This is a genomic window from Polaromonas sp. P3_B4 (assembly GCF_056402835.1).
The window spans coordinates 3,051,367-3,068,330 of record NZ_JBFUGQ010000001.1 but is presented as its reverse complement, the minus strand read 5'-3'; the positions used below and the strand labels follow the sequence as shown (position 1 = coordinate 3,068,330).

The window sequence follows — 16,964 nt, the reverse complement described above, 5'->3', positions numbered from 1 at the left end:
CTTCGAGTTTCCGCTATGCGCGGACCTGGCCGCCGTCGAGTGTCCAGACTGCACCGGTTGCAAAACCCGAGCGTGGTGAGGCGAGATAAGCCGCCAGTTGACCGATGTCCTGCGGCGTACCGAGGCGCGCCAGTGCGACGTTGGCGGCCAGCATTGACTGCACGGCATTTGCGTCGGCTGCCAGCTTCCTGTCCCACACTGAGCCGTCAAACAGAATGTTGCCGGGTGCTATGGCATTGATGCGTACACCCTGGGCGCCGAGTGGTCGGGCGATGCCGCGCACGTAGGCGTGCAGTGCGGCTTTGGCGGCCGAATAGGTAACTGGTGCGCCCGGGATGACCTCGAGCCCACAGATCGACGAGATGCAGATCACCGCGCCGCGCGAAGCGGCGAGCGCGGTACGCGCCGCCTCGACCGTATGGGTGACGCTCCAGAGGTTTAGCGCGAACACGCGTTGCCATTCCTCGGGAGTCTCCAGACCCGGTGCCACCGAACGGCCGCTACCGACATTGCAAACCAGAATGTCGAGCCTGCCGAGCGCCCGAGTCGCTTCGTCGACAACCTGTCGTGCCTGGCCTGCGTCGGAGACATCCCCCGCGACAGCCGCCGCGGATTTCAGGGCCATAGATGCCACTTTCAAGGCATCGGCGTCACGTCCGTTTATCGCGACCCTGCAGCCCTCGGCTTGCAGCGCCTCGGCAATGGCCCGGCCGATCCCGCGTGAGGAGCCGGTGACCAAGGCTGTTTTGCCGGCAAGTTCAAGCTCCATGGCGTGCTATCCAGTTGACAACCATGTCGCGGTAGCGGCAAAGCGCGCCCGCATGGTCGCCGTCATGCGCCCGGGCAGTTTGCAGGATGTAATTGCCTTTGTAGTCAACTTTTGCGAGTGCTGAAAAAACAGTTTCGAAATCAGCGCTGCCTGTGCCAAGTGGCACCGTGGTACCGCCGAGCACGCGGTCTTTGATATGCACGTTGACGATGCGATGGCCGTAGGCCGCGATTTCGTCGGCAGGCCGCATTCCGAGCCCAGCGCTGTTGCCGATGTCGTAGTTCACCCCGAAAAGTGCGGGATCCAGCCGTTCGATAAAACGCGCGAGTTCGGACGGTCCAAAATCCGACTCAAAGACGACCTGAACGCCCAGCTCGGCCAGCAGCGGGGCGTGAGCCTGCAGCACGGAGACCAGATGGTCTTCCTGTGCGCGTGTCGCCAGGCTGCCGTTGTCGACCAATGGCAGGACCATCATGACGATGCCGACTGCGGAACAAGCCTTGGTCACGGCCCGAAAATCCTCTTGCAACTGCTCGGCTTGCGCCGTATCGGCCTTCCAGAACGGACTCTGCATGAAGCAGTCACCGGTCAGCGAACCGATGCGCACGCCATACCGCGCGCGCAGCGCCGTGATCTCCGAGCGGCCAACCTCGGTCAGCAACGGGTTGCTGTAGAGCAGGTCCTGATCGAGCGTCCACTCCATGAGGCCGAAGTCATGCTGGCGTGCCGATGCGAATTCGGCTTGCCAGCAATCCCAGGGGAAGGCCTGAATGCGACCGTCTACGAGCGGCGAAAGCCGCCCCTGCATGAATCCCAGACGTGTGTTTGTAGGCATATCAACCGGCCGTCGTTTCAAGAGGTTTGGTGGCGCTGGAGAGCAGCATGATTTCTTTGGAGAATCTGACCCATTTGCTGTGCTTTCTCAAAAAACCCGGCACCAGCAGTCGGGTGAGCTCGGCGAAGGGCAACAGCCAGGAGCCCTGGCCCCAGAGAACCGGCAGTTGCCGGAAACGCTCAACCTCGATGTTTTCGAAGCCATGAATCAACTGGATGTCGCGCAGCGAGGATTGCATGAACGGCGTGCGATGCGTGTAGTCCTCGAAATAAATCCGGTAGTTGAACTCCCAGTCCGGACACAGCGTGATCACGGTACCACCCGGTTTGAGCACCCGATAAATTTCCTGAACCAGACGTTCGGGGTAGTAAAAATGCTCGATCACTGATTTGGAATAGATTACGTCGAAGAAATTGTCTTCATAGGGTAGTGATTCCTTTTCCAGATCGGCGGTCCGCAGGTCGGCATCAGGGCAGTATTTTTCGGCGGAGCGCGAGCGATCCACGCCGTGGCCCAGAACGCCGCAGTCGATGAAGCCACCGAGAAACTCACCGCGACCACAACCTATATCAAGCAGTTTCTGGCCGGGCCTGATCCGATAGCGGTCAAATAGATAGCGCGCCAGACGGGCGGGATAGTTGGTGAGGGGGCGGTCGATTTCGTTGTAGACGACATCCACGTAGTCGCGTTGGATTCTAGTCATGTTCTCAGCACTTCCACAAGTTCCAGAAGCACTCCGTCGGGGGCCTCGCAATAGATGACTTTCACTGCCCCATCGGGAGAGCGCTGTGGCGCGGCCTTGAAACGCACCCCCGCGGCGGCGAGCTTTTCATGGGCTTCGTCCATGTTGGAAACGGTCAGCGCGACATGCGTGAAACCTGTCGAGTACGGCGTTCCCGTCCAGCGAGGCTTGTCGGGATGCGAATGAAAGTACAGCAACTCGATCATGCCTCCGTCGGGTGCGGTGAGCTTCGAGGTCGTCACCCGCACATCGGTGAGGCCCATCATCGCGTCGATGTGCGGCCCGGACTCGTCCATCTGCCGTGCCACGGTGAACCCCAGCAGGTCCCGCCAGAAGCGCAGCGCCGCATCGAGGTCGGCGACGACCAGGCCGGTATGGCGAATCTGCGTGATCATTTGGTCGCGATCTCGGCGATAGCCTCGCCGAGCACATCCACACCTTCGAGCAGGGCCTCGTCGGTGATCGTCAGTGGAGGGCCGATCTTGATCGATTCGCGCCCGGTATGCACGACCAGCAATCCCTTCTGCATGCAGAGTTCGGCGACCTGGCTCGTGAACGGGCCGTCGGCCGCACCGGTCTTGGGGTGCTTGAACAGTACCGCCGCGATCAGACCTCGACCCAGCAGGTGTGAGATGCGGTCGGGAAAACGCGCCTGCAGTTTGTGCAGTGCGGCGAACAGCAGCTCGCCTTTGCGCGCGGTCTCGGCGACAAGATTGCGATCTTCCATCTCCTCGATGACGGCGAGGCCAGCGGCGCAGACCAGGGGATTGGCCGAGTGCGTGCTGCTCATGTTGCCGACATCGGGCAGGTCCATGATCGCGGCGCGGCCGATCACGCCGGACAGCGGTACGCCTCCGCCCATGCCCTTGCCGCAGCAGATCAGGTCGGGTGTCACGCCGTAGTGCTGGAAGCCGAAGGCCTTGCCGGTGCGGCCAAAGCCGGCCTGCATTTCGTCAAAGGTCAGCAGGATGCCGTGCTTGCGGCAGACGCGCTCGATGGCCTGCACATATTCAGGCGGGTAGAACACTGCGCCCCATCCCTGGAAGGTTTCGAGCATGAAGCCGCAAACGTCTTGCGCAATGTCGATACCGGCCTTCTCGAGCCTGGCCAGGCTTTCGTCCAGAAATGCTTCTGGCGTGCGCCCGGCCAGGGCCCATGGATAGGGGAACGGGATGTGATGAATGTCGGCGTCCTGGTAGCCTATCCATTCGCGCTGGGCCAGATTACTGCTGAGCATTTGTGCGCCCATCGTGCGGCCGTGCCAGTTGCCTTCGATGCAGATCACGCCGCGGCGGCGTTTGCCTTCCTTCTGGCCGTTCATGCGCATAAGTTTGAGCGCGCCTTCGGTCGCTTCGGTACCGGCAGAAAGCAGGAAAGCTTTTTCGAACGGTGCACCGGCGAACGCGACCAGTTTTTCGAGGTAACGTGCGCGGTTCTCGTTCGCATAGGCATAACAACCATAGAGCGGGCGGTCCAGCGTTTCTTTCATGGCGGCGGTCACGCGCGGATTTGAATGTCCGACGTTCGCGACAAAAATGGTCGAGGTGAAGTCGATCCACCGATTCCCGGCGGCGTCGTAAATACTGTAGTCCTCGGCCCGGTCCCAGACCAGCGGCAACTGCCCGTGCATGGAACGCGATTCGCAGGCCTCAAGCCGTTCGAGCACTTCGCGCGTGCCCGGCGTCGGGATCGCGGTCTGGATCAGGCGGTTGGCGGTCGAGACCGGTGGAACGGATTGGGGCAGGCGGGAAAAGGAATGTGCGGCCATGATTGTCTTCAGTTGAAAAGTTTTTGTGACACACCCGGCATCCGGGTGATCTGGAATTCCAGGTGTTCGAAATCGTCAAGCGTGTCGACCTCGACCACCGGTGGCGTGACGAAGGGCAGCACATGGTTGCCGTGCATCAGACCCGACTTTCGGATGAACGCGCTCGACAGCACATCGACATAGCCATTGGCCTGGTAGGTGTTCGGAAATTGCTGGCGCGCGTTGTTCGCCGCGTCGAGCTCGGTATTGTCCGCGCCAAGACGCTTGAGCTGGCCCCCCTCCGCCACCTCAAAGGTTTTGTAGGCGGACTCGGACATCTCGTGTACTGATCGCAGGGCGGTTGCTTGCGGTGCTGCGATGAAAGCCTTTACCGCATCGTCGATCAACTGCGGGTCGCGCAGCGGCGTAGTTGGCCTGATATGCACGATGTATTCGGGCTCGCCGCTTTCAGCGGCCAACCAGTCGAGCGCGTGGACAATGAAGTCGTAGTCGGTCGAACGGTCGCCCGAGATCGCTTCGGGGCGGAGGAACGGCGCTTCGGCGCCGAGTTCCCGCGACAATGCCGCGTATTCGGCCGAATCGGTCGAAACGATGACGCGGTCGATGGTCGTCGACCGCAGGCAGGCGGCGATCGACCAGGCCAGCAGCGCGTGGCCGCCAAGGGGTTTTATATTTTTGTGGGGGACTCCCTTGGAGCCCGCTCGCGCCGGAATCAGCGCCACGATTTTTGTCATTTCTTTTCGGCTCCCTTTGGAAAATACCAGGCCTCGACCAGACCGCACAGAATATGCCCGACCAGAATGTGGCACTCCTGGATGCGCGCGGTTTCACTCGACGGAATACGCAGGCATTCGCAAGCTTCATTGAGCTTGCCACCGCTCGCGCCGGTCCAGGCGAATGTGCTCACACCGCGCCCGCGGGCGGCCTTGACGGCCATCAGGATATTGGCACTGTTGCCGCTGGTCGAGATCGCGATGAAGACGTCCTCCGGTTTCGCCAGTGCCTCTAGCTCGCGCGCAAACACGAACTCATAGCCGTAGTCGTTGCCGATCGCGCTGATCGCCGAATTATTGGCCGCAAGTACCACCGACGCGAGCGGCGCGCGGTCGAACAGGAAACGCGAAGTGAACTCCGCTGACAGATGCTGTGCATCGGCAAAGCTGCCGCCGTTGCCTGCAAAAATGATCTTGCCGCCGGCCTTCAGCGAGGCCAGGCAAGCCTGCGCGAGTTTCTCGATCTGCTGCAGCAACGCGCCGTCAGCCAGCAGCGCTTGCTTGACCGCGATGGACGCTTCGACCTGTGTTTTGATCTGCTCTAGGCTCACAGGGTACCTTCCAGCTTTTCGAGCGCGATCCAGAAACCCTCGCCGCCGTTCTTGTGGCCCTGCCAGATCTCGGGGATGAACGAAGCGGTCGGGCAGCCTTTTTTCAGGATTCTGCCGAGTCGCGTGAAGTCGATGTCGCCTTCGCCGATCTGCAGGCCCTCGCCGTTAAGACCCTGGGCGTCGCCGAGATGCAGGTGCGCCGAGATCGGCGCGATCTTTTCGGCGAAGTCATAGAAGTCGATGCCGAAATGGTTGCAGGTCAGGCGCGTGTGCGAGATGTCGAAACACATGCGCAAGTTCAGGCGTTGGCACCAGTCGACGATTTCCTCGATGCGGACGAAGATGTTCTGGAAGCGCTGACCGCCGAAATGCCAGGGGAACGGCGCCATGGTCTGCGGGATCAGTTCGACGCCTTCCATGTCGAGTTCGCCGAGGCTTTTTGCGAAGCGTTCGTAATAGGCCGTGATGACGTCGGGCGGCAGCGGCGCGTCCATCGTGAAGCCGCCGATATTCGCGACGATCGGCGGTCGGATGGTCTTCGGAAAGAAGCGTTTGAGGCCGCGCGTGATATCGATGACGCGCTGGGTTTCAGCGATCGACTGGCGGCGGTAGTCTTCGTCGGGCGAGGCCAGATCCATGAGCCGGCTGTTGGCGAACAGCTCGGGCGCATGGACCACAAAATCACAGGAATAGGTGCCACTCAGGAAATCGTCCAGCTTGAGCTCCATGTCCGAATACGACAGGTGAAATTCGAACAGATCGGGTTTGATGCGCGAGTTGTATTCACCGAAGTCGTGATAGCGGACGGGTACTCCCCAGGGACGCTTGAAGCGGTAGGGCCGCGGCTCGATCCGTTCGTCCTTGAGGTCCGACGGATAGAAGAAGTCCTCTGCCGCCATGTCGTGCTGCAAGGTGCGGCCCAGCAGTTTTTCGTAGTGCTGCGGCGACAGGCCCTGGCCAGGGCTGCGCACCTGCACATCCTCAGGCCGGACGATCGAGCCCTTCTTGAGGGCTTTCGCGGCGACCAGGCTTTTTCCGAGGTTCTCACGGTTGATCATCTCGCCTTGCGAGATGCGGCGCTCACGGCCGTCACCAAGCGCCTGCTCGATCTCGCGGATACCCTCGATCAGGCGCTTGAACTCCGCATGCTCGAGGCTGGCCGCGTGGTCGGGGCCTTCCATGCCGCGGTCCAGCGTGAAGTGGCGTTCGATCACGCAGGCGCCGAGGCCGGTCGCGGCCAGGGTGACGGCGATACCTCGCTCATGGCCTGAATAACCAACCAGCGGATGGATCAGTTTGAGTTTTTCCATCCAGCGCAGGTGGATGTCATGCAGCGGCGCCGGATAGGTACTGTTGCAGTGCAGCAGCACAAACGAAGCGTTGCGCTTGTTGAGGAAGTCGACGGTAACCTGAACTTCCTCGCGCAGGCTCATGCCGGTAGACAGGATCAGCGGTTTGCCGGTTGCGCAGAGCTTCTCGAGCAGCGGCAGGTTGGTCAGATCGGCCGAGGCGACCTTGTAGGCCGGCACGTGCAACTGCTCGAGCACGTCGACGCTGTGTTGATCCCATGGCGTGCAGAGGTAGAGAATGCCCTTGCTCCCGCAATAGGCTGCGAGTTCGCGGTGCTGTTCAATTGAGAGTTCGAAGCGGCGCAGCAGGTCGAGCACGTATTCGGTGCCGAGGTCCTCGCCGTCCTTGCGCAGGGTGCGCTGGCGATAGACCTCGTCGAGTTTGCGCAATTGGAACTTGGCGCAGTCCGCGCCCATCTCGACGGCCAGGTCGACCATCTGCTTGGCACGCTCAAAGCTGCCGTTGTGGTTGTTCCCGATCTCGGCGATCACAAATGCCCTGCCGGCTCCGACCTCAAAATTGGCGATGCTGATGCTCATGTTTTTTCCGGGTGGGGTTGATTCTTGCCTTCGCGCGCGGACCAGGCGCGCAGCCCTTCCTGCTCGAAGCGGAATGGGCGCACATTCAGGCCCAGGCTTTCGAGTTTTCCAATGAGCTCGTGTTTACGGAACGGTGTGACATAAAAAAGAAAGAACCCGCCGCCGCCGGCGCCAAGCAGCTTGCCGCCAAGCGCCCCGTGCGCGCGCGCATCCTCATAGATATGGTCGAGCCGGTCGTTCGATATCTTGCTGCTGAATTGGCGCTTGAGCAGCCACGACTCATGCAATGCCTGGCCGAACTGAAGCAGCCTGCCGCGTAGTAGATGATTACGAATGCGGTAGGTGAGCTCGACATTGGTCTGCACTTTCTGCCTGATGTCATCCTGCTGCATCTGTTGGCGCTGGTCCTGATGGATGTCGCCGGAGTCGTGTGGTGAACCGGTATCGCAAAGTACCAGGCTTTCCTCGAGTTCGAGCTGGACATCGGCCGGTATCCGCAGCGGGTGAACGATGTTCTGGTCCATCCGGAATTCCATGAAATTGAAGCCGCCGAACACCGTCGCATACTGGTCCTGCCAACCGCCCGCAATACCCAGATAGAGCCGCTCGGCCTGAAATGCAAGTTCCGCGACCTCGTGCGAGTCCCAGCGGTCCTGGCGGAATTGATTGAAGCAGCCGAGCACGGCCGCGGAAACAACAGCAGAACCACCGAGACCCGAATTCATCGGAAAATCGGAGTGCAGATACAACTCGAAGCCGAAGTCCGGATGAACAGTCTTGAGCAGTGCCTGAATCAACCCGAAGTTACCTTTTTGATCCAACGCCCCTTGAAGGTTTTCGGCTTCAAGCGAGGCACCCAGATCCCGCGAGTGAATCCGTATCCGTGCGTCGCTGCGCTTGCGAAGTGTTGCGTGGCTGTACAGGGAAATGGTCGTGTTGATGACAGCGCCCCCTTCGCCCGCAAAGAAATGGGTGAGATCTGAACCGCCGCCGCCAAAACTGATGCGTACCGGGGAGCGGGCTCTTGCGTAGACGGGTTCTTCTCGTTGAGCGGGAAGGTAATCCCTGCTGACTATACCGACCAGCTTGCCGGCCTGATCAAGCAAAGGGATAACCTGAATCCGATTATCCAGTTGCTTCAGCAAAAGCTCACGCGGGGTGGAGCTATCGGCCCACACGAAGCTGGGGTTGGCGCAGGAAGAAATCCGATCGTCCAGCGATGCGCCGTCGAGTAGCTTGCGCCTGATATCACCGTCCGTCGCCAGACCGGTGGTTCGCCCTTCGACGTTCATTATCAGGACGATCCCGTGGTGGTTCGCCTCGATCTGTACAAGCGCCTCGCGCAGAGACGCCGATTCGGCAATCAGAAATACATCAAGGCTCACAAAGTACCTGCTTTCCGAGACTCAATCCATCGGCAAAACCGGAAGTAGTCAGCTGGAATACCGATGTCGATAAATTCAGTGCATAGTGGCACCGCCGTGAGTTCACCTGCCCTGGCCAGGCTCGGAAAGATTTCGTCCTCAATCGAGAAAGGCCGGCCGTCCCAGTCCCGAAAAGATCTGGCGTCAAGTCGGTACATGCCAGCATTGATCCAGCCCGGGCCGACGCTGTTCTTTTTTTCGGTAAACGTACTTATTTTATGACCTGCCATCTCCACGCGGCCATATCTCTCGGTATTGTCGACATGCACGACGGCAATTGCCGGCACTTCGGCATCGCCAAGCCGGTTCAGGCTCTGGCCCAACCATGTATCCGCGTTGGCCACAAGGAACGATTGCTTCAGGCCGAGTTCCCGGACGGCGTAGGCAATCGCGCCGCCGGTGCCAAGTGGCACAGCTTCGGTCAACGTATCAAGCTCACAGTGGCGAAGGCTTTCAGAAGCCCTTTTTTCGTTGAGGAATTGCTCGATCAGTGGCGCCTGATGATGCAGCAGGAACGTCATTCGGACAATTCCCTGCGCCGCCCACTGGTCGATCAAGTAGGCGAGATAGGGCTGGCCGGCCACCGGTGCGAGGGGTTTGGGCAGTTCGGGGACAGCGGTGCGCAGGCGAGTGCCAAATCCGCCGGCCAGTACCAGAAGGTGGTCAGGCCTCATGCCCCAGCTCCCATCGTCAAGAGCAGTTGGGCGGTGGCCTGCGCGAAATCCTGGCAGACCGCAAATTTGTCCGCTAGTCCGGCCTGGGTGAGTTCGTGATCCAGGTCGTGGACGCCCGTGTTTACGCCCACGCCTTGACAGCCGATGTTGGAGGCAGTCTGTAAGTCGGTCAGGTTGTCGCCAACATAGCACATGTCGACCGGCGCGAGGCCATATCGGGCCAGCAATTCATAGCCAAATCGCGGCGAGGGTTTCCGATAGACGATCACTTGCTCCGGTGATTCAGGAGAGATGCAAATTTCCTCGAAAATCTTCGTGTCGAAACCGAGCTTCCGAATGAGCTCCTCGTTGCAGCGCATGGCCGCCTCGATCGAAAAGTAGCCGCGTCCCACCCCGGACTGGTTGGTATGCAGGAATAATTTATGTCCCGCCTGCTTGAGTTGCGACAACCCCTCGCGGACTCCCGGGAGAAGTTCGACCTGGGCTGGGTCGCAGAGATAGGGAACATGATGAATCAGTGTTCCATCGCGATCAAACACGATCAGTTTTGACGCTTGACGAGGAGTTGACATGGGCGATCGGCCAGATGTACTTGGTAGTTGTTCAGGTACTGGCAATGGCGACAAGTGAGTCGTTGGCGTCGAGTCGCGAAAGCGCATCGGCATAGGCCCGCTTCAATGACGGCGTTTCCAGAATAGAAAGATTTGATTTGTGACCACCGGGGCGTTGATGTCTCAGCCAGTGGAGATGATTGGCAATGCCAAAACGTTGCACACCCTCGATAACAATCGACTTGAAACCGGCATCTTCGAGAAACGATTTCAATGATTCCCTAGTGTGCAGGATGAGATGCTGCGACCACAAGGTGAATTCGAGGAAATTGGGACAGGATAGCCCCTCGATCAGGAAATCCTTCGCATGGGGAACTTCAATGACGATCCGGCCAGCTCCATCTTTTTTAAGTACAGCGTGAAGATCGCGCAACACCGATGATGGGTTGGGAAGATGTTCGAAAGAGTGAAACAGGAATGCCGTATCGCATTCGCCTTCCATCTGATTCAGGTTATTGATGCAGGGAATGCCGCTGGACTTGAGGGTGTTCAGATAGTCGAGCTGTAGCTCTATGCCGCAGACTCGGCTCGCCAGTGTCCTTGAAGCGTTCAGGAAGGATCCGGCGCCACATCCGAAATCGCAAATAACTTTTCCGGTGACAAACTGCTTATAGCTTTCCAGCCTGCGGGTTGTATCCACATCATCTTCAAATTCCGGTTGAAGAGTCGCCGTCGGATCTGCAACGGAATTTTTCCGATACTCGCCGCTTTCGTATGTGTCGCTTCCCACATAGTGGCCGTCGATGAACACCACGCCGCTGACAGCGTCCTTGTAGACATTGATGTTTTTGACGTCGCGTGTATCGGTCGCGATCAGTCGCCGAGTGGTGTCGCTGGTCAGCCCCAGGCGAACCAACGCCTGATAAATCGATTCGTCGGGATGACGTGTGGAGAGAGGAGACGTTTTTCCAGGGGCTTGTTTCATGTTTAGTGCTCTTTCCTCGAAGCCTCTTTGTCGACCGTCTCGCTGGAGTAGTGCTGCAATTTTCGTCGAAAACTCGGGCTGTCGGCCAGCAGCTGGTCGTACGTGCCTTCTGCTATCAGCCGGCCGTTCTCGAGTTCGAAAATATGATCGCAATCCCGGACCGTCGACAGCCGATGCGTGACCACCACAACTGTCAAATTCTTGTCGAGCGACAGAATCGCCTGCATGACCTGATTCTCGGTATCCGAGTCAAGGGCGCTTGTGGCCTCGTCCATTACCAGGACCGATGCCCGTTTGTAAAGCGCCCGCGCAATTCCGATTCTCTGTCTCTGCCCGCCGGACATGAACGCCCCCCGCTCACCGATGGATTGCAGGTAGCTTGCCGGTCGGCTTTCGATAAAGTCGCGGATCTGGGCCCGTTCGGCGGCGTCTCGCACGCGCTCCATGTCTATTTCCGAAAGTGACATTCCGAACGCAATGTTTTCAGCAAAAGTCGAGTCGGTCAGGTAGATGTTTTGCGGTATGTGCGCAATGTTTCTTTGCCAGCGTTGATAGCCTTCCTCATTGAGTGGCGCTCCGTCAATGGTCATGGTGCCTTCATCCGGCGTGATCAACCCCATCAGGATATCGAGCAGGGTACTTTTTCCGCTGCCGGTGGAACCGACGACACCGATGCGCTGGCCGCGCCGAATGGTCAGCGAAACATTTTGCAGGACGTCGGCTTCGCCGCTTGAGTAGCGGAAGCCGACATTGTTGAGTTGAATCGAACGGTTGAAATCCGATGCGGAAAATCTGTTCCCTGCTGCATAGCCGGGCGTCTCTTGATCGAGCAGTTTTAGTATGGCGACGAGAGACGCCTGGCTGCCGTAGATGTTTGCCCAGGAGCTATAAATCTGCTGCAGCGCTGGCAGCATGCGCTGGGCTCCAAGCGCCAGTGCGCCCAGCGTGGGGAGCGCCGCCGCGAGACCCCCGTTGTTCTGGCTGAGCTTGTAGGCAAGGACGGCTATCAGCGTCATGCCCAAGGCCTCTACCGCATAGCGCGGGCTCGCGCTAAAAAAAAGATTGTTGCCCTGAGCTTTCCGGAGCGGCTTTTCCGCCTTCGCATAGATGTCGCAAAAAAAGGCTTGTGTGCCGTCCAGCAAAACCTCCCGGATGCTGCCCAAACCTTCCTGCAGTGCTTTGATGATTTGCGTCTGCTCGAGCGCAATACGCCGACTGTCCCGGCGCAGGCGGCGACGCGATGCGTAAATCACGAGGCCATAACTCAGGCTGAAACCAAGTGCGGCGACCGACGCGACCACCGGGTCTATCAGAAGCAGTGTGGTTAGTATCGCGGCCAGAAGCACGACCGAACTCAGCAACGTGGGGATGGCCTGAAGTATCCCGAACGCTACATCGTTGACTTTGTGCGTGACGCCGCTAATGACTTCACTGGTGTTTCTGGATATGTGAGTGTGGTACGGCTGATAAAGGGTTCTTCTGTATAAGTCGATGCTCAGGTCGGATGCGCTCGCATAGGCGATCCTAGTGCCGATCCAGAGCAGGAAAATTCGCAGCGCGCCCGCGGCCAGCGCGGCCGCAACAAATAGCACGGTCAAGGGCAGCACAAGCCCGGCGGGTGTGTCCGCGATCCCCGCGGGAGCAATCCAGGCGAGGATGCGATATTGAGTCACTTGTGCCGGATTGATCAGAACGGCAAGAAACGGCAACACGGCGCCGAGACTTATGACCTCGGCGAAAGTGCTGATGAGCATGACAAAAAGCAGAATGACAAAATGTCCTTTTCTGCGTTTGCTCATATGCCGCCACAGCAAGGTGAGCAGCTTCAGGATTCCCGGGTTTGGCGCCATACGATGCTAATCAGGTGCCACGGTCTTGGCGTAAGGTTGTCGACATGCCAATACCTGCGAGAAACTCCCCGACACGCCCAGCGATCGACGCCGGATCGATTTTGTGCTCCTGGAGCAGGTAGTCCCAGCTGCCGCAGAATGCCGAGAAGCGGTCTTCTATGCCTATGCGACAGAGCGGTCGCGGCCGCGACGAGGCCGCGAGCTCTTCGGCAATGCAGGCGCCGAGGCCACCCATAATCGAGTGTTCTTCGAGCGTCACGACCGCGTCGACGCGGTCGGCGAGCTGGTGCAATTGCTTGCGGTCTATCGGTTTAATCGACGGCACGCTCCAGATCTCGGCGGCCAAGCCCCGGGCGACCAGATCCATTGCGGACTTGACCATCGAACCGGTCGCTAGCAATGCGACGCGGCCCTGGCTTTCACCGACGCGCAACATCTCGCCGACACCGTGCAGCATCAGTGGTGTCGCGTGCACGTCGCCACGATCACTTTTGCCGACGCGCAGATACACCGGCGATTCCAGCCGCAGCGCGAGTTGCAGGGTCGCAGTCATCTCGAAGCGATCAGCCGGCGACAGCACTGTCAGCCCCGGTACCGCGCGCGTGCAGGCGATGTCTTCGGTGCACTGGTGGCTGCTGCCGAGATGGCTGTAAACGAGCCCGGCGCCATCACCTATCAGGATCACAGGCAGGTTTTCGTAGCAGACGTCGATCTTGATCTGCTCAAGCACACGCATCGGTACAAATGCCGCGAGGCCATAAACGATGGGCTTGAAGCCGGCTTTGGCCAGACCCGCTGCCACGCCCACCATATTTTGCTCAGCGATGCCGCAGTTGATGTATTGGTTCGGCCTGGCCTTGCGGAAAGCGTCGAACAGTGCATAGCCGTGGTCGCCTGTGAGAAGCAATACCTTTGGGTCGGCCAGCGCTGCAGCGACCAGCGCGTCGGAGAATGCGTTTCTCATGCTGTGCCTCCGAGCTCGGCTATCGCGGCCGCGTGGGTCTCAGCGGTCAGCCTTGTGTAGTGCCAGATGTTGTTGTGCTCCATGAACGAGACGCCCCTGCCCTTGATGCTGGTCGCGACTATTGCTTTCGGCTTTCCGTTGCGGCTGGCGCGCGCGTCACGGTAGGCCGCATCGATAGCGGCTTCGTCATGGCCGTCAATGGTGACTGCGTCGAAACCGAAGGCGCGGAATTTTTCCTCGATGTTGCCCAGTGCAATGACTTCGTCGGTCGGTCCCATGGCCTGGAAGCCGTTTTTGTCGACGATCACGACGAGGTTGTCGAGCTTGAAATGCGTCGCGAACAGCGCAGCTTCCCAGATCGCGCCTTCGTTGAGCTCACCATCTCCGACCAGTGCATAACAGGTCTGGTTTGTCTGGTTGAGCTTTGCACCCATGGCGAGGCCTGTTGCTACCGAAAGCCCGTGCCCCAAAGAGCCGGCCGTTGCTTCGACGCCGGGAATATGTGCGTCGGCCAATCCCTTGAGTCGACTGCCATCCTTGAAGTATTGATTGATGTCGTTGTCGTCAAGCCAGCCGATTTCGTGCAGGCAGGCGTACTGCGCCATGACGCCATGGCCTTTGCTGAGCACCATGTAGTCCCGATCGGGCGACTCGGGATTCGCAGGATCGAACCTCAGATGACTCCGGTAAAGCACGGCGAGCAGTTCGACAATCGAAAATGCGCAGCCGATATGCACGGTCGCGCCCGAATAGGCCATATCAAGGACAGTTTTGCGGATGCGGGTGGCGTTGAATTTGTTCATGATGTGATCGATGAACGACTCCAGTTGAATGTTTTGCGCAGCGCCGCGTCAAGCCCCGTGATTTCCGCAAGACCGAGTTCTTCCCGCGCCTTGCGCGTGTCGGGCAGGTAGCGTGGCGCCGGTTCGGCGGCAGGCGGTGCTTCGATCTTCACTTCAAGCCCAGCCCCCGAGGCTCGAACGATATGCTGCGCGAGCTCGGCGATACTTACCGCACTTTCCGAGCCCACGTTATAGGCTTGGCCCGGCTTGCCGGTGCCGAGAATGCGTAATAGCCAGACGCAGAGGTCCGCCATGTACAAAAATGATCGCAGAGGCCGGCCGTCACCCCTGACTTCAATGGGCCGTCCAGCGAGCGCGTCGCGGATGAAATTCCCGGCTGCGAATGGCCCGTTCAGCGGCAGGCCTGGGCCGATCAGCGCATAAATGCGTGCGATGCAGGCACCAAGCCCGAGCTGCGCGGCATAGGTGCATGCGAGCCATTCGGCCGCGCGTTTTCCGTTGCCGTACGCGGCATCCGGTTGCAGCAGATCGGGCGCGCATGCATAGGTCTCTGGCATTCGTTCGATTGAAGCAGGTTGGGCACCATAAATCGCGCCGCTGGACGTCAACAAAAAGCGCGATGCACCGCTTGCATCGGCGAGGTCGAGCGCGCGCCGCGTTCCCTGCATGATCGAATCAAATACCGCCAGCGGGTCGGCCGCCCGGTGCGGATCTCCGACGTCAGCGGCTGCGTGAACCATCAGGTCAAGCTTGCCGGCCGGCACGGTGAAGTCGAGCATGTTCCCCGCGACCAGCCGGGTGTCGCGGCGGTTGAACATGTGCGGTGACTCTTTCTGTGCACGTTCGGGATCGCGGCTCAGCACAATGAGTTCAAGACGGCTGCCGAGCGTGTCGTTCGCCCGCTGCAGCGACTGCAGCAGCCAGCTGCCGATGAAACCGGTGCCACCTGTCATGAACAGCCTGGCCCCGCCAAAGCGTGACCAGAACTCCGGTGTCAGAGACAACACCAGATCCAGATCATTGGCAGGGAAGGCAGCTTGCATGATGGTTTTTAGAAATTCACACCGAGATATGTCTCAATCTTGCGTGCGGCGAATTCAAGCATCGCCGGCGTCAGCGAGGGCTGTACGCCGATCCAGAAGGTGTTGTTCATCACGTTGTCGGTGTTGGTCAGATCACCACTGATGCGGTAGTTGCAGCCGCTCATGTAGGGCTGGCGCGTCAGGTTGCCGGCGAACAGCAGCCGCGTGCCAACCTTGTTCTGGTCGAGGTAGGTCAGCAGATCGAGCCGGGTGACCGGGCAATTTTCTTTCAGCGTGATCGGGAAGCCAAACCATGACGGATCAGAGTGCTCAGTCGGCTCGGGCAGGTTGACGAATTCCTCACAGGCCTTCAGGCGTTCCTTGAGAAACGCGAAGTTGTCCTTGCGCGCCTGGATGAACTGCGGAGCCTTGTCGAGTTGCGCCACGCCGCAGGCAGCCTGCATATCGGTGATCTTGAGGTTGTAGCCGAGATGGCTGTAGGTGTATTTATGGTCGTAGCCTTCGGGCAGGTCACCGAGCTTCCAGCAGAAACGTTTGCCGCAGGTATTGTCTTTACCGGGCGGGCAATAGCAGTCGCGGCCCCAGTCGCGGAAGCTTTCGGCGATGACTTTGAGTTCGTCATTGTTGGTGAAGACCGCGCCGCCTTCGCCCATTGTGATGTGGTGGGCCGGGTAAAAACTCAACGTGGCAATGTCGCCAAAGGTGCCGACCATCTGGCCGCGGTAGGTGGTACCGAGTGCATCGCAGCAATCTTCAACGAGCCACAGGTTGTGCTTTTTGCAAAGTGCGGTCACGGCGTCAAGATTGAATGCGTTGCCGAGCGAATGTGCCAGCATGATCGCTTTGGTCTTGGGGCCAATCGCCGCTTCAATCTTGCCCGCATCAATGTTGTGTGTGAGGCGGTCGACATCAACGAAAACCGGGATCGCACCGAACTGGATGATCGGATTAACGGTAGTCGGAAAACCCGCGGCCACGCCAATGACTTCATCGCCACGCTTGATCGCGCGCTCGCCGAGTTTCGGCGAGGTTAATGTGCTGAATGCGACGAGGTTCGCCGACGAACCCGAGTTGACTGTGATGAGGTGCTTGACGCCGATAAATGCGGCGAGCTTCTTCTCAAATTCGGCGTTGAAGCGTCCGGTCGTTAGCCAGCCGTCGAGAGACGCCTCAACCATGTTCTTGAGTTCAGCGGCATCGAGTAATTTGCCGGACGGCGGCACCACGCTCACACCGGGCAGAAAAGGCTCGGGGGCCAGTGCGACTGCAGCGTACTGTTCTACCAGCGCGGAGATTTGCTCGCGAAGAGCTTGGGTTTTGGAGTTTTGCATGATGGGGTTCGT

The 16,964-nt window shown here is 59.3% G+C and carries 17 protein-coding genes and 1 pseudogene; all 18 read right to left on the bottom strand.

Features of this window, described 5'->3' with window-relative positions; genetic code table 11:
* Positions 1-13: 13 nt before the first annotated feature.
* Positions 14-769 (bottom strand): SDR family NAD(P)-dependent oxidoreductase, encoded by a 756-nt coding sequence (locus AC1DVV_RS14595; RefSeq protein ID WP_477666554.1) that lies wholly within the window; start codon positions 767-769, stop codon positions 14-16.
* Positions 759-1,604: a sugar phosphate isomerase/epimerase family protein gene (locus AC1DVV_RS14590; RefSeq protein WP_477702158.1), complete on the bottom strand. Its 846-nt coding sequence runs from the start codon at positions 1,602-1,604 to the stop codon at positions 759-761. The genes AC1DVV_RS14595 and AC1DVV_RS14590 overlap by 11 nt, the downstream gene beginning before the upstream one ends.
* A 1-nt stretch (position 1,605) precedes the next feature.
* Positions 1,606-2,307 (bottom strand): class I SAM-dependent methyltransferase, encoded by a 702-nt coding sequence (locus AC1DVV_RS14585; protein ID WP_477666556.1) that lies wholly within the window; start codon positions 2,305-2,307, stop codon positions 1,606-1,608.
* The gene (locus tag AC1DVV_RS14580; protein ID WP_477666557.1) at positions 2,304-2,741 is read right to left on the bottom strand and encodes a VOC family protein; all 438 of its coding nucleotides are present in this window, start codon (positions 2,739-2,741) and stop codon (positions 2,304-2,306) included. Before AC1DVV_RS14580 ends, AC1DVV_RS14585 begins: the two co-directional genes overlap by 4 nt.
* On the bottom strand, positions 2,738-4,114 hold the full coding sequence (locus tag AC1DVV_RS14575; RefSeq protein ID WP_477702156.1) for an aspartate aminotransferase family protein: 1,377 nt from the start codon (positions 4,112-4,114) through the stop codon (positions 2,738-2,740). The genes AC1DVV_RS14580 and AC1DVV_RS14575 overlap by 4 nt, the downstream gene beginning before the upstream one ends.
* Positions 4,115-4,122: 8 nt before the next feature.
* Positions 4,123-4,848 carry an acylneuraminate cytidylyltransferase family protein gene (locus tag AC1DVV_RS14570; protein ID WP_477702155.1) on the bottom strand — a complete coding sequence of 242 codons (726 nt, stop codon included), beginning with the start codon at positions 4,846-4,848 and terminating at the stop codon, positions 4,123-4,125.
* Positions 4,845-5,438 carry a D-sedoheptulose-7-phosphate isomerase gene (locus AC1DVV_RS14565; protein WP_477666560.1) on the bottom strand — a complete coding sequence of 198 codons (594 nt, stop codon included), beginning with the start codon at positions 5,436-5,438 and terminating at the stop codon, positions 4,845-4,847. The genes AC1DVV_RS14570 and AC1DVV_RS14565 overlap by 4 nt, the downstream gene beginning before the upstream one ends.
* Positions 5,435-7,327, bottom strand: coding sequence for an N-acetylneuraminate synthase family protein (locus tag AC1DVV_RS14560; protein WP_477666561.1), 1,893 nt, complete (start codon positions 7,325-7,327; stop codon positions 5,435-5,437). Before AC1DVV_RS14560 ends, AC1DVV_RS14565 begins: the two co-directional genes overlap by 4 nt.
* Entirely contained in the window at positions 7,324-8,712 is a 1,389-nt protein-coding gene (locus tag AC1DVV_RS14555) for a GHMP family kinase ATP-binding protein (RefSeq protein WP_477666562.1), read from the bottom strand. Before AC1DVV_RS14555 ends, AC1DVV_RS14560 begins: the two co-directional genes overlap by 4 nt.
* Positions 8,709-9,425, bottom strand: coding sequence for a sugar phosphate nucleotidyltransferase (locus AC1DVV_RS14550; protein ID WP_477666563.1), 717 nt, complete (start codon positions 9,423-9,425; stop codon positions 8,709-8,711). Before AC1DVV_RS14550 ends, AC1DVV_RS14555 begins: the two co-directional genes overlap by 4 nt.
* Positions 9,422-9,997, bottom strand: coding sequence for a D-glycero-alpha-D-manno-heptose-1,7-bisphosphate 7-phosphatase (locus AC1DVV_RS14545; RefSeq protein ID WP_477666564.1), 576 nt, complete (start codon positions 9,995-9,997; stop codon positions 9,422-9,424). The genes AC1DVV_RS14550 and AC1DVV_RS14545 overlap by 4 nt, the downstream gene beginning before the upstream one ends.
* 31 nt (positions 9,998-10,028) lie before the next feature.
* Positions 10,029-10,961 carry a class I SAM-dependent methyltransferase gene (locus tag AC1DVV_RS14540; RefSeq protein ID WP_477666565.1) on the bottom strand — a complete coding sequence of 311 codons (933 nt, stop codon included), beginning with the start codon at positions 10,959-10,961 and terminating at the stop codon, positions 10,029-10,031.
* Between the two features lie 2 nt (positions 10,962-10,963).
* The gene (locus tag AC1DVV_RS14535) at positions 10,964-11,875 is read right to left on the bottom strand and encodes an ATP-binding cassette domain-containing protein (RefSeq protein WP_477702161.1); all 912 of its coding nucleotides are present in this window, start codon (positions 11,873-11,875) and stop codon (positions 10,964-10,966) included.
* A 90-nt stretch (positions 11,876-11,965) separates the two neighbouring features.
* Positions 11,966-12,715 (bottom strand): annotated as a pseudogene (locus AC1DVV_RS14530) (ABC transporter transmembrane domain-containing protein); the annotation flags it as partial.
* A 106-nt stretch (positions 12,716-12,821) separates the two neighbouring features.
* The gene (locus tag AC1DVV_RS14525; RefSeq protein WP_477666566.1) at positions 12,822-13,775 is read right to left on the bottom strand and encodes a transketolase family protein; all 954 of its coding nucleotides are present in this window, start codon (positions 13,773-13,775) and stop codon (positions 12,822-12,824) included.
* Entirely contained in the window at positions 13,772-14,578 is an 807-nt protein-coding gene (locus AC1DVV_RS14520) for a transketolase (RefSeq protein WP_477666567.1), read from the bottom strand. The genes AC1DVV_RS14525 and AC1DVV_RS14520 overlap by 4 nt, the downstream gene beginning before the upstream one ends.
* Positions 14,575-15,621, bottom strand: a complete 1,047-nt coding sequence (locus AC1DVV_RS14515) for an NAD-dependent epimerase/dehydratase family protein (protein ID WP_477702152.1) — start codon at positions 15,619-15,621, stop codon at positions 14,575-14,577. Before AC1DVV_RS14515 ends, AC1DVV_RS14520 begins: the two co-directional genes overlap by 4 nt.
* 8 nt (positions 15,622-15,629) lie before the next feature.
* Entirely contained in the window at positions 15,630-16,952 is a 1,323-nt protein-coding gene (gene rfbH / locus AC1DVV_RS14510) for a lipopolysaccharide biosynthesis protein RfbH (RefSeq protein ID WP_477702151.1), read from the bottom strand.
* Positions 16,953-16,964 lie beyond the last annotated feature (12 nt).

Coding starts and splice junctions, on each gene's coding strand:
- AC1DVV_RS14515 (WP_477702152.1), bottom strand. CDS start 15,621: ATGCAAGCTGCCTTCCCTGCCAATGATCTGGATCTGGTGTTGTCTCTG.
- AC1DVV_RS14595 (WP_477666554.1), bottom strand. CDS start 769: ATGGAGCTTGAACTTGCCGGCAAAACAGCCTTGGTCACCGGCTCCTCA.
- AC1DVV_RS14540 (WP_477666565.1), bottom strand. CDS start 10,961: ATGAAACAAGCCCCTGGAAAAACGTCTCCTCTCTCCACACGTCATCCC.
- AC1DVV_RS14520 (WP_477666567.1), bottom strand. CDS start 14,578: ATGAACAAATTCAACGCCACCCGCATCCGCAAAACTGTCCTTGATATG.
- AC1DVV_RS14560 (WP_477666561.1), bottom strand. CDS start 7,327: ATGAGCATCAGCATCGCCAATTTTGAGGTCGGAGCCGGCAGGGCATTT.
- AC1DVV_RS14585 (WP_477666556.1), bottom strand. CDS start 2,307: ATGACTAGAATCCAACGCGACTACGTGGATGTCGTCTACAACGAAATC.
- AC1DVV_RS14580 (WP_477666557.1), bottom strand. CDS start 2,741: ATGATCACGCAGATTCGCCATACCGGCCTGGTCGTCGCCGACCTCGAT.
- AC1DVV_RS14545 (WP_477666564.1), bottom strand. CDS start 9,997: ATGTCAACTCCTCGTCAAGCGTCAAAACTGATCGTGTTTGATCGCGAT.
- AC1DVV_RS14575 (WP_477702156.1), bottom strand. CDS start 4,114: ATGGCCGCACATTCCTTTTCCCGCCTGCCCCAATCCGTTCCACCGGTC.
- AC1DVV_RS14550 (WP_477666563.1), bottom strand. CDS start 9,425: ATGAGGCCTGACCACCTTCTGGTACTGGCCGGCGGATTTGGCACTCGC.
- rfbH (WP_477702151.1), bottom strand. CDS start 16,952: ATGCAAAACTCCAAAACCCAAGCTCTTCGCGAGCAAATCTCCGCGCTG.
- AC1DVV_RS14535 (WP_477702161.1), bottom strand. CDS start 11,875: ATGCTGCCAGCGCTGCAGCAGATTTATAGCTCCTGGGCAAACATCTAC.
- AC1DVV_RS14525 (WP_477666566.1), bottom strand. CDS start 13,775: ATGAGAAACGCATTCTCCGACGCGCTGGTCGCTGCAGCGCTGGCCGAC.
- AC1DVV_RS14590 (WP_477702158.1), bottom strand. CDS start 1,604: ATGCCTACAAACACACGTCTGGGATTCATGCAGGGGCGGCTTTCGCCG.
- AC1DVV_RS14570 (WP_477702155.1), bottom strand. CDS start 4,848: ATGACAAAAATCGTGGCGCTGATTCCGGCGCGAGCGGGCTCCAAGGGA.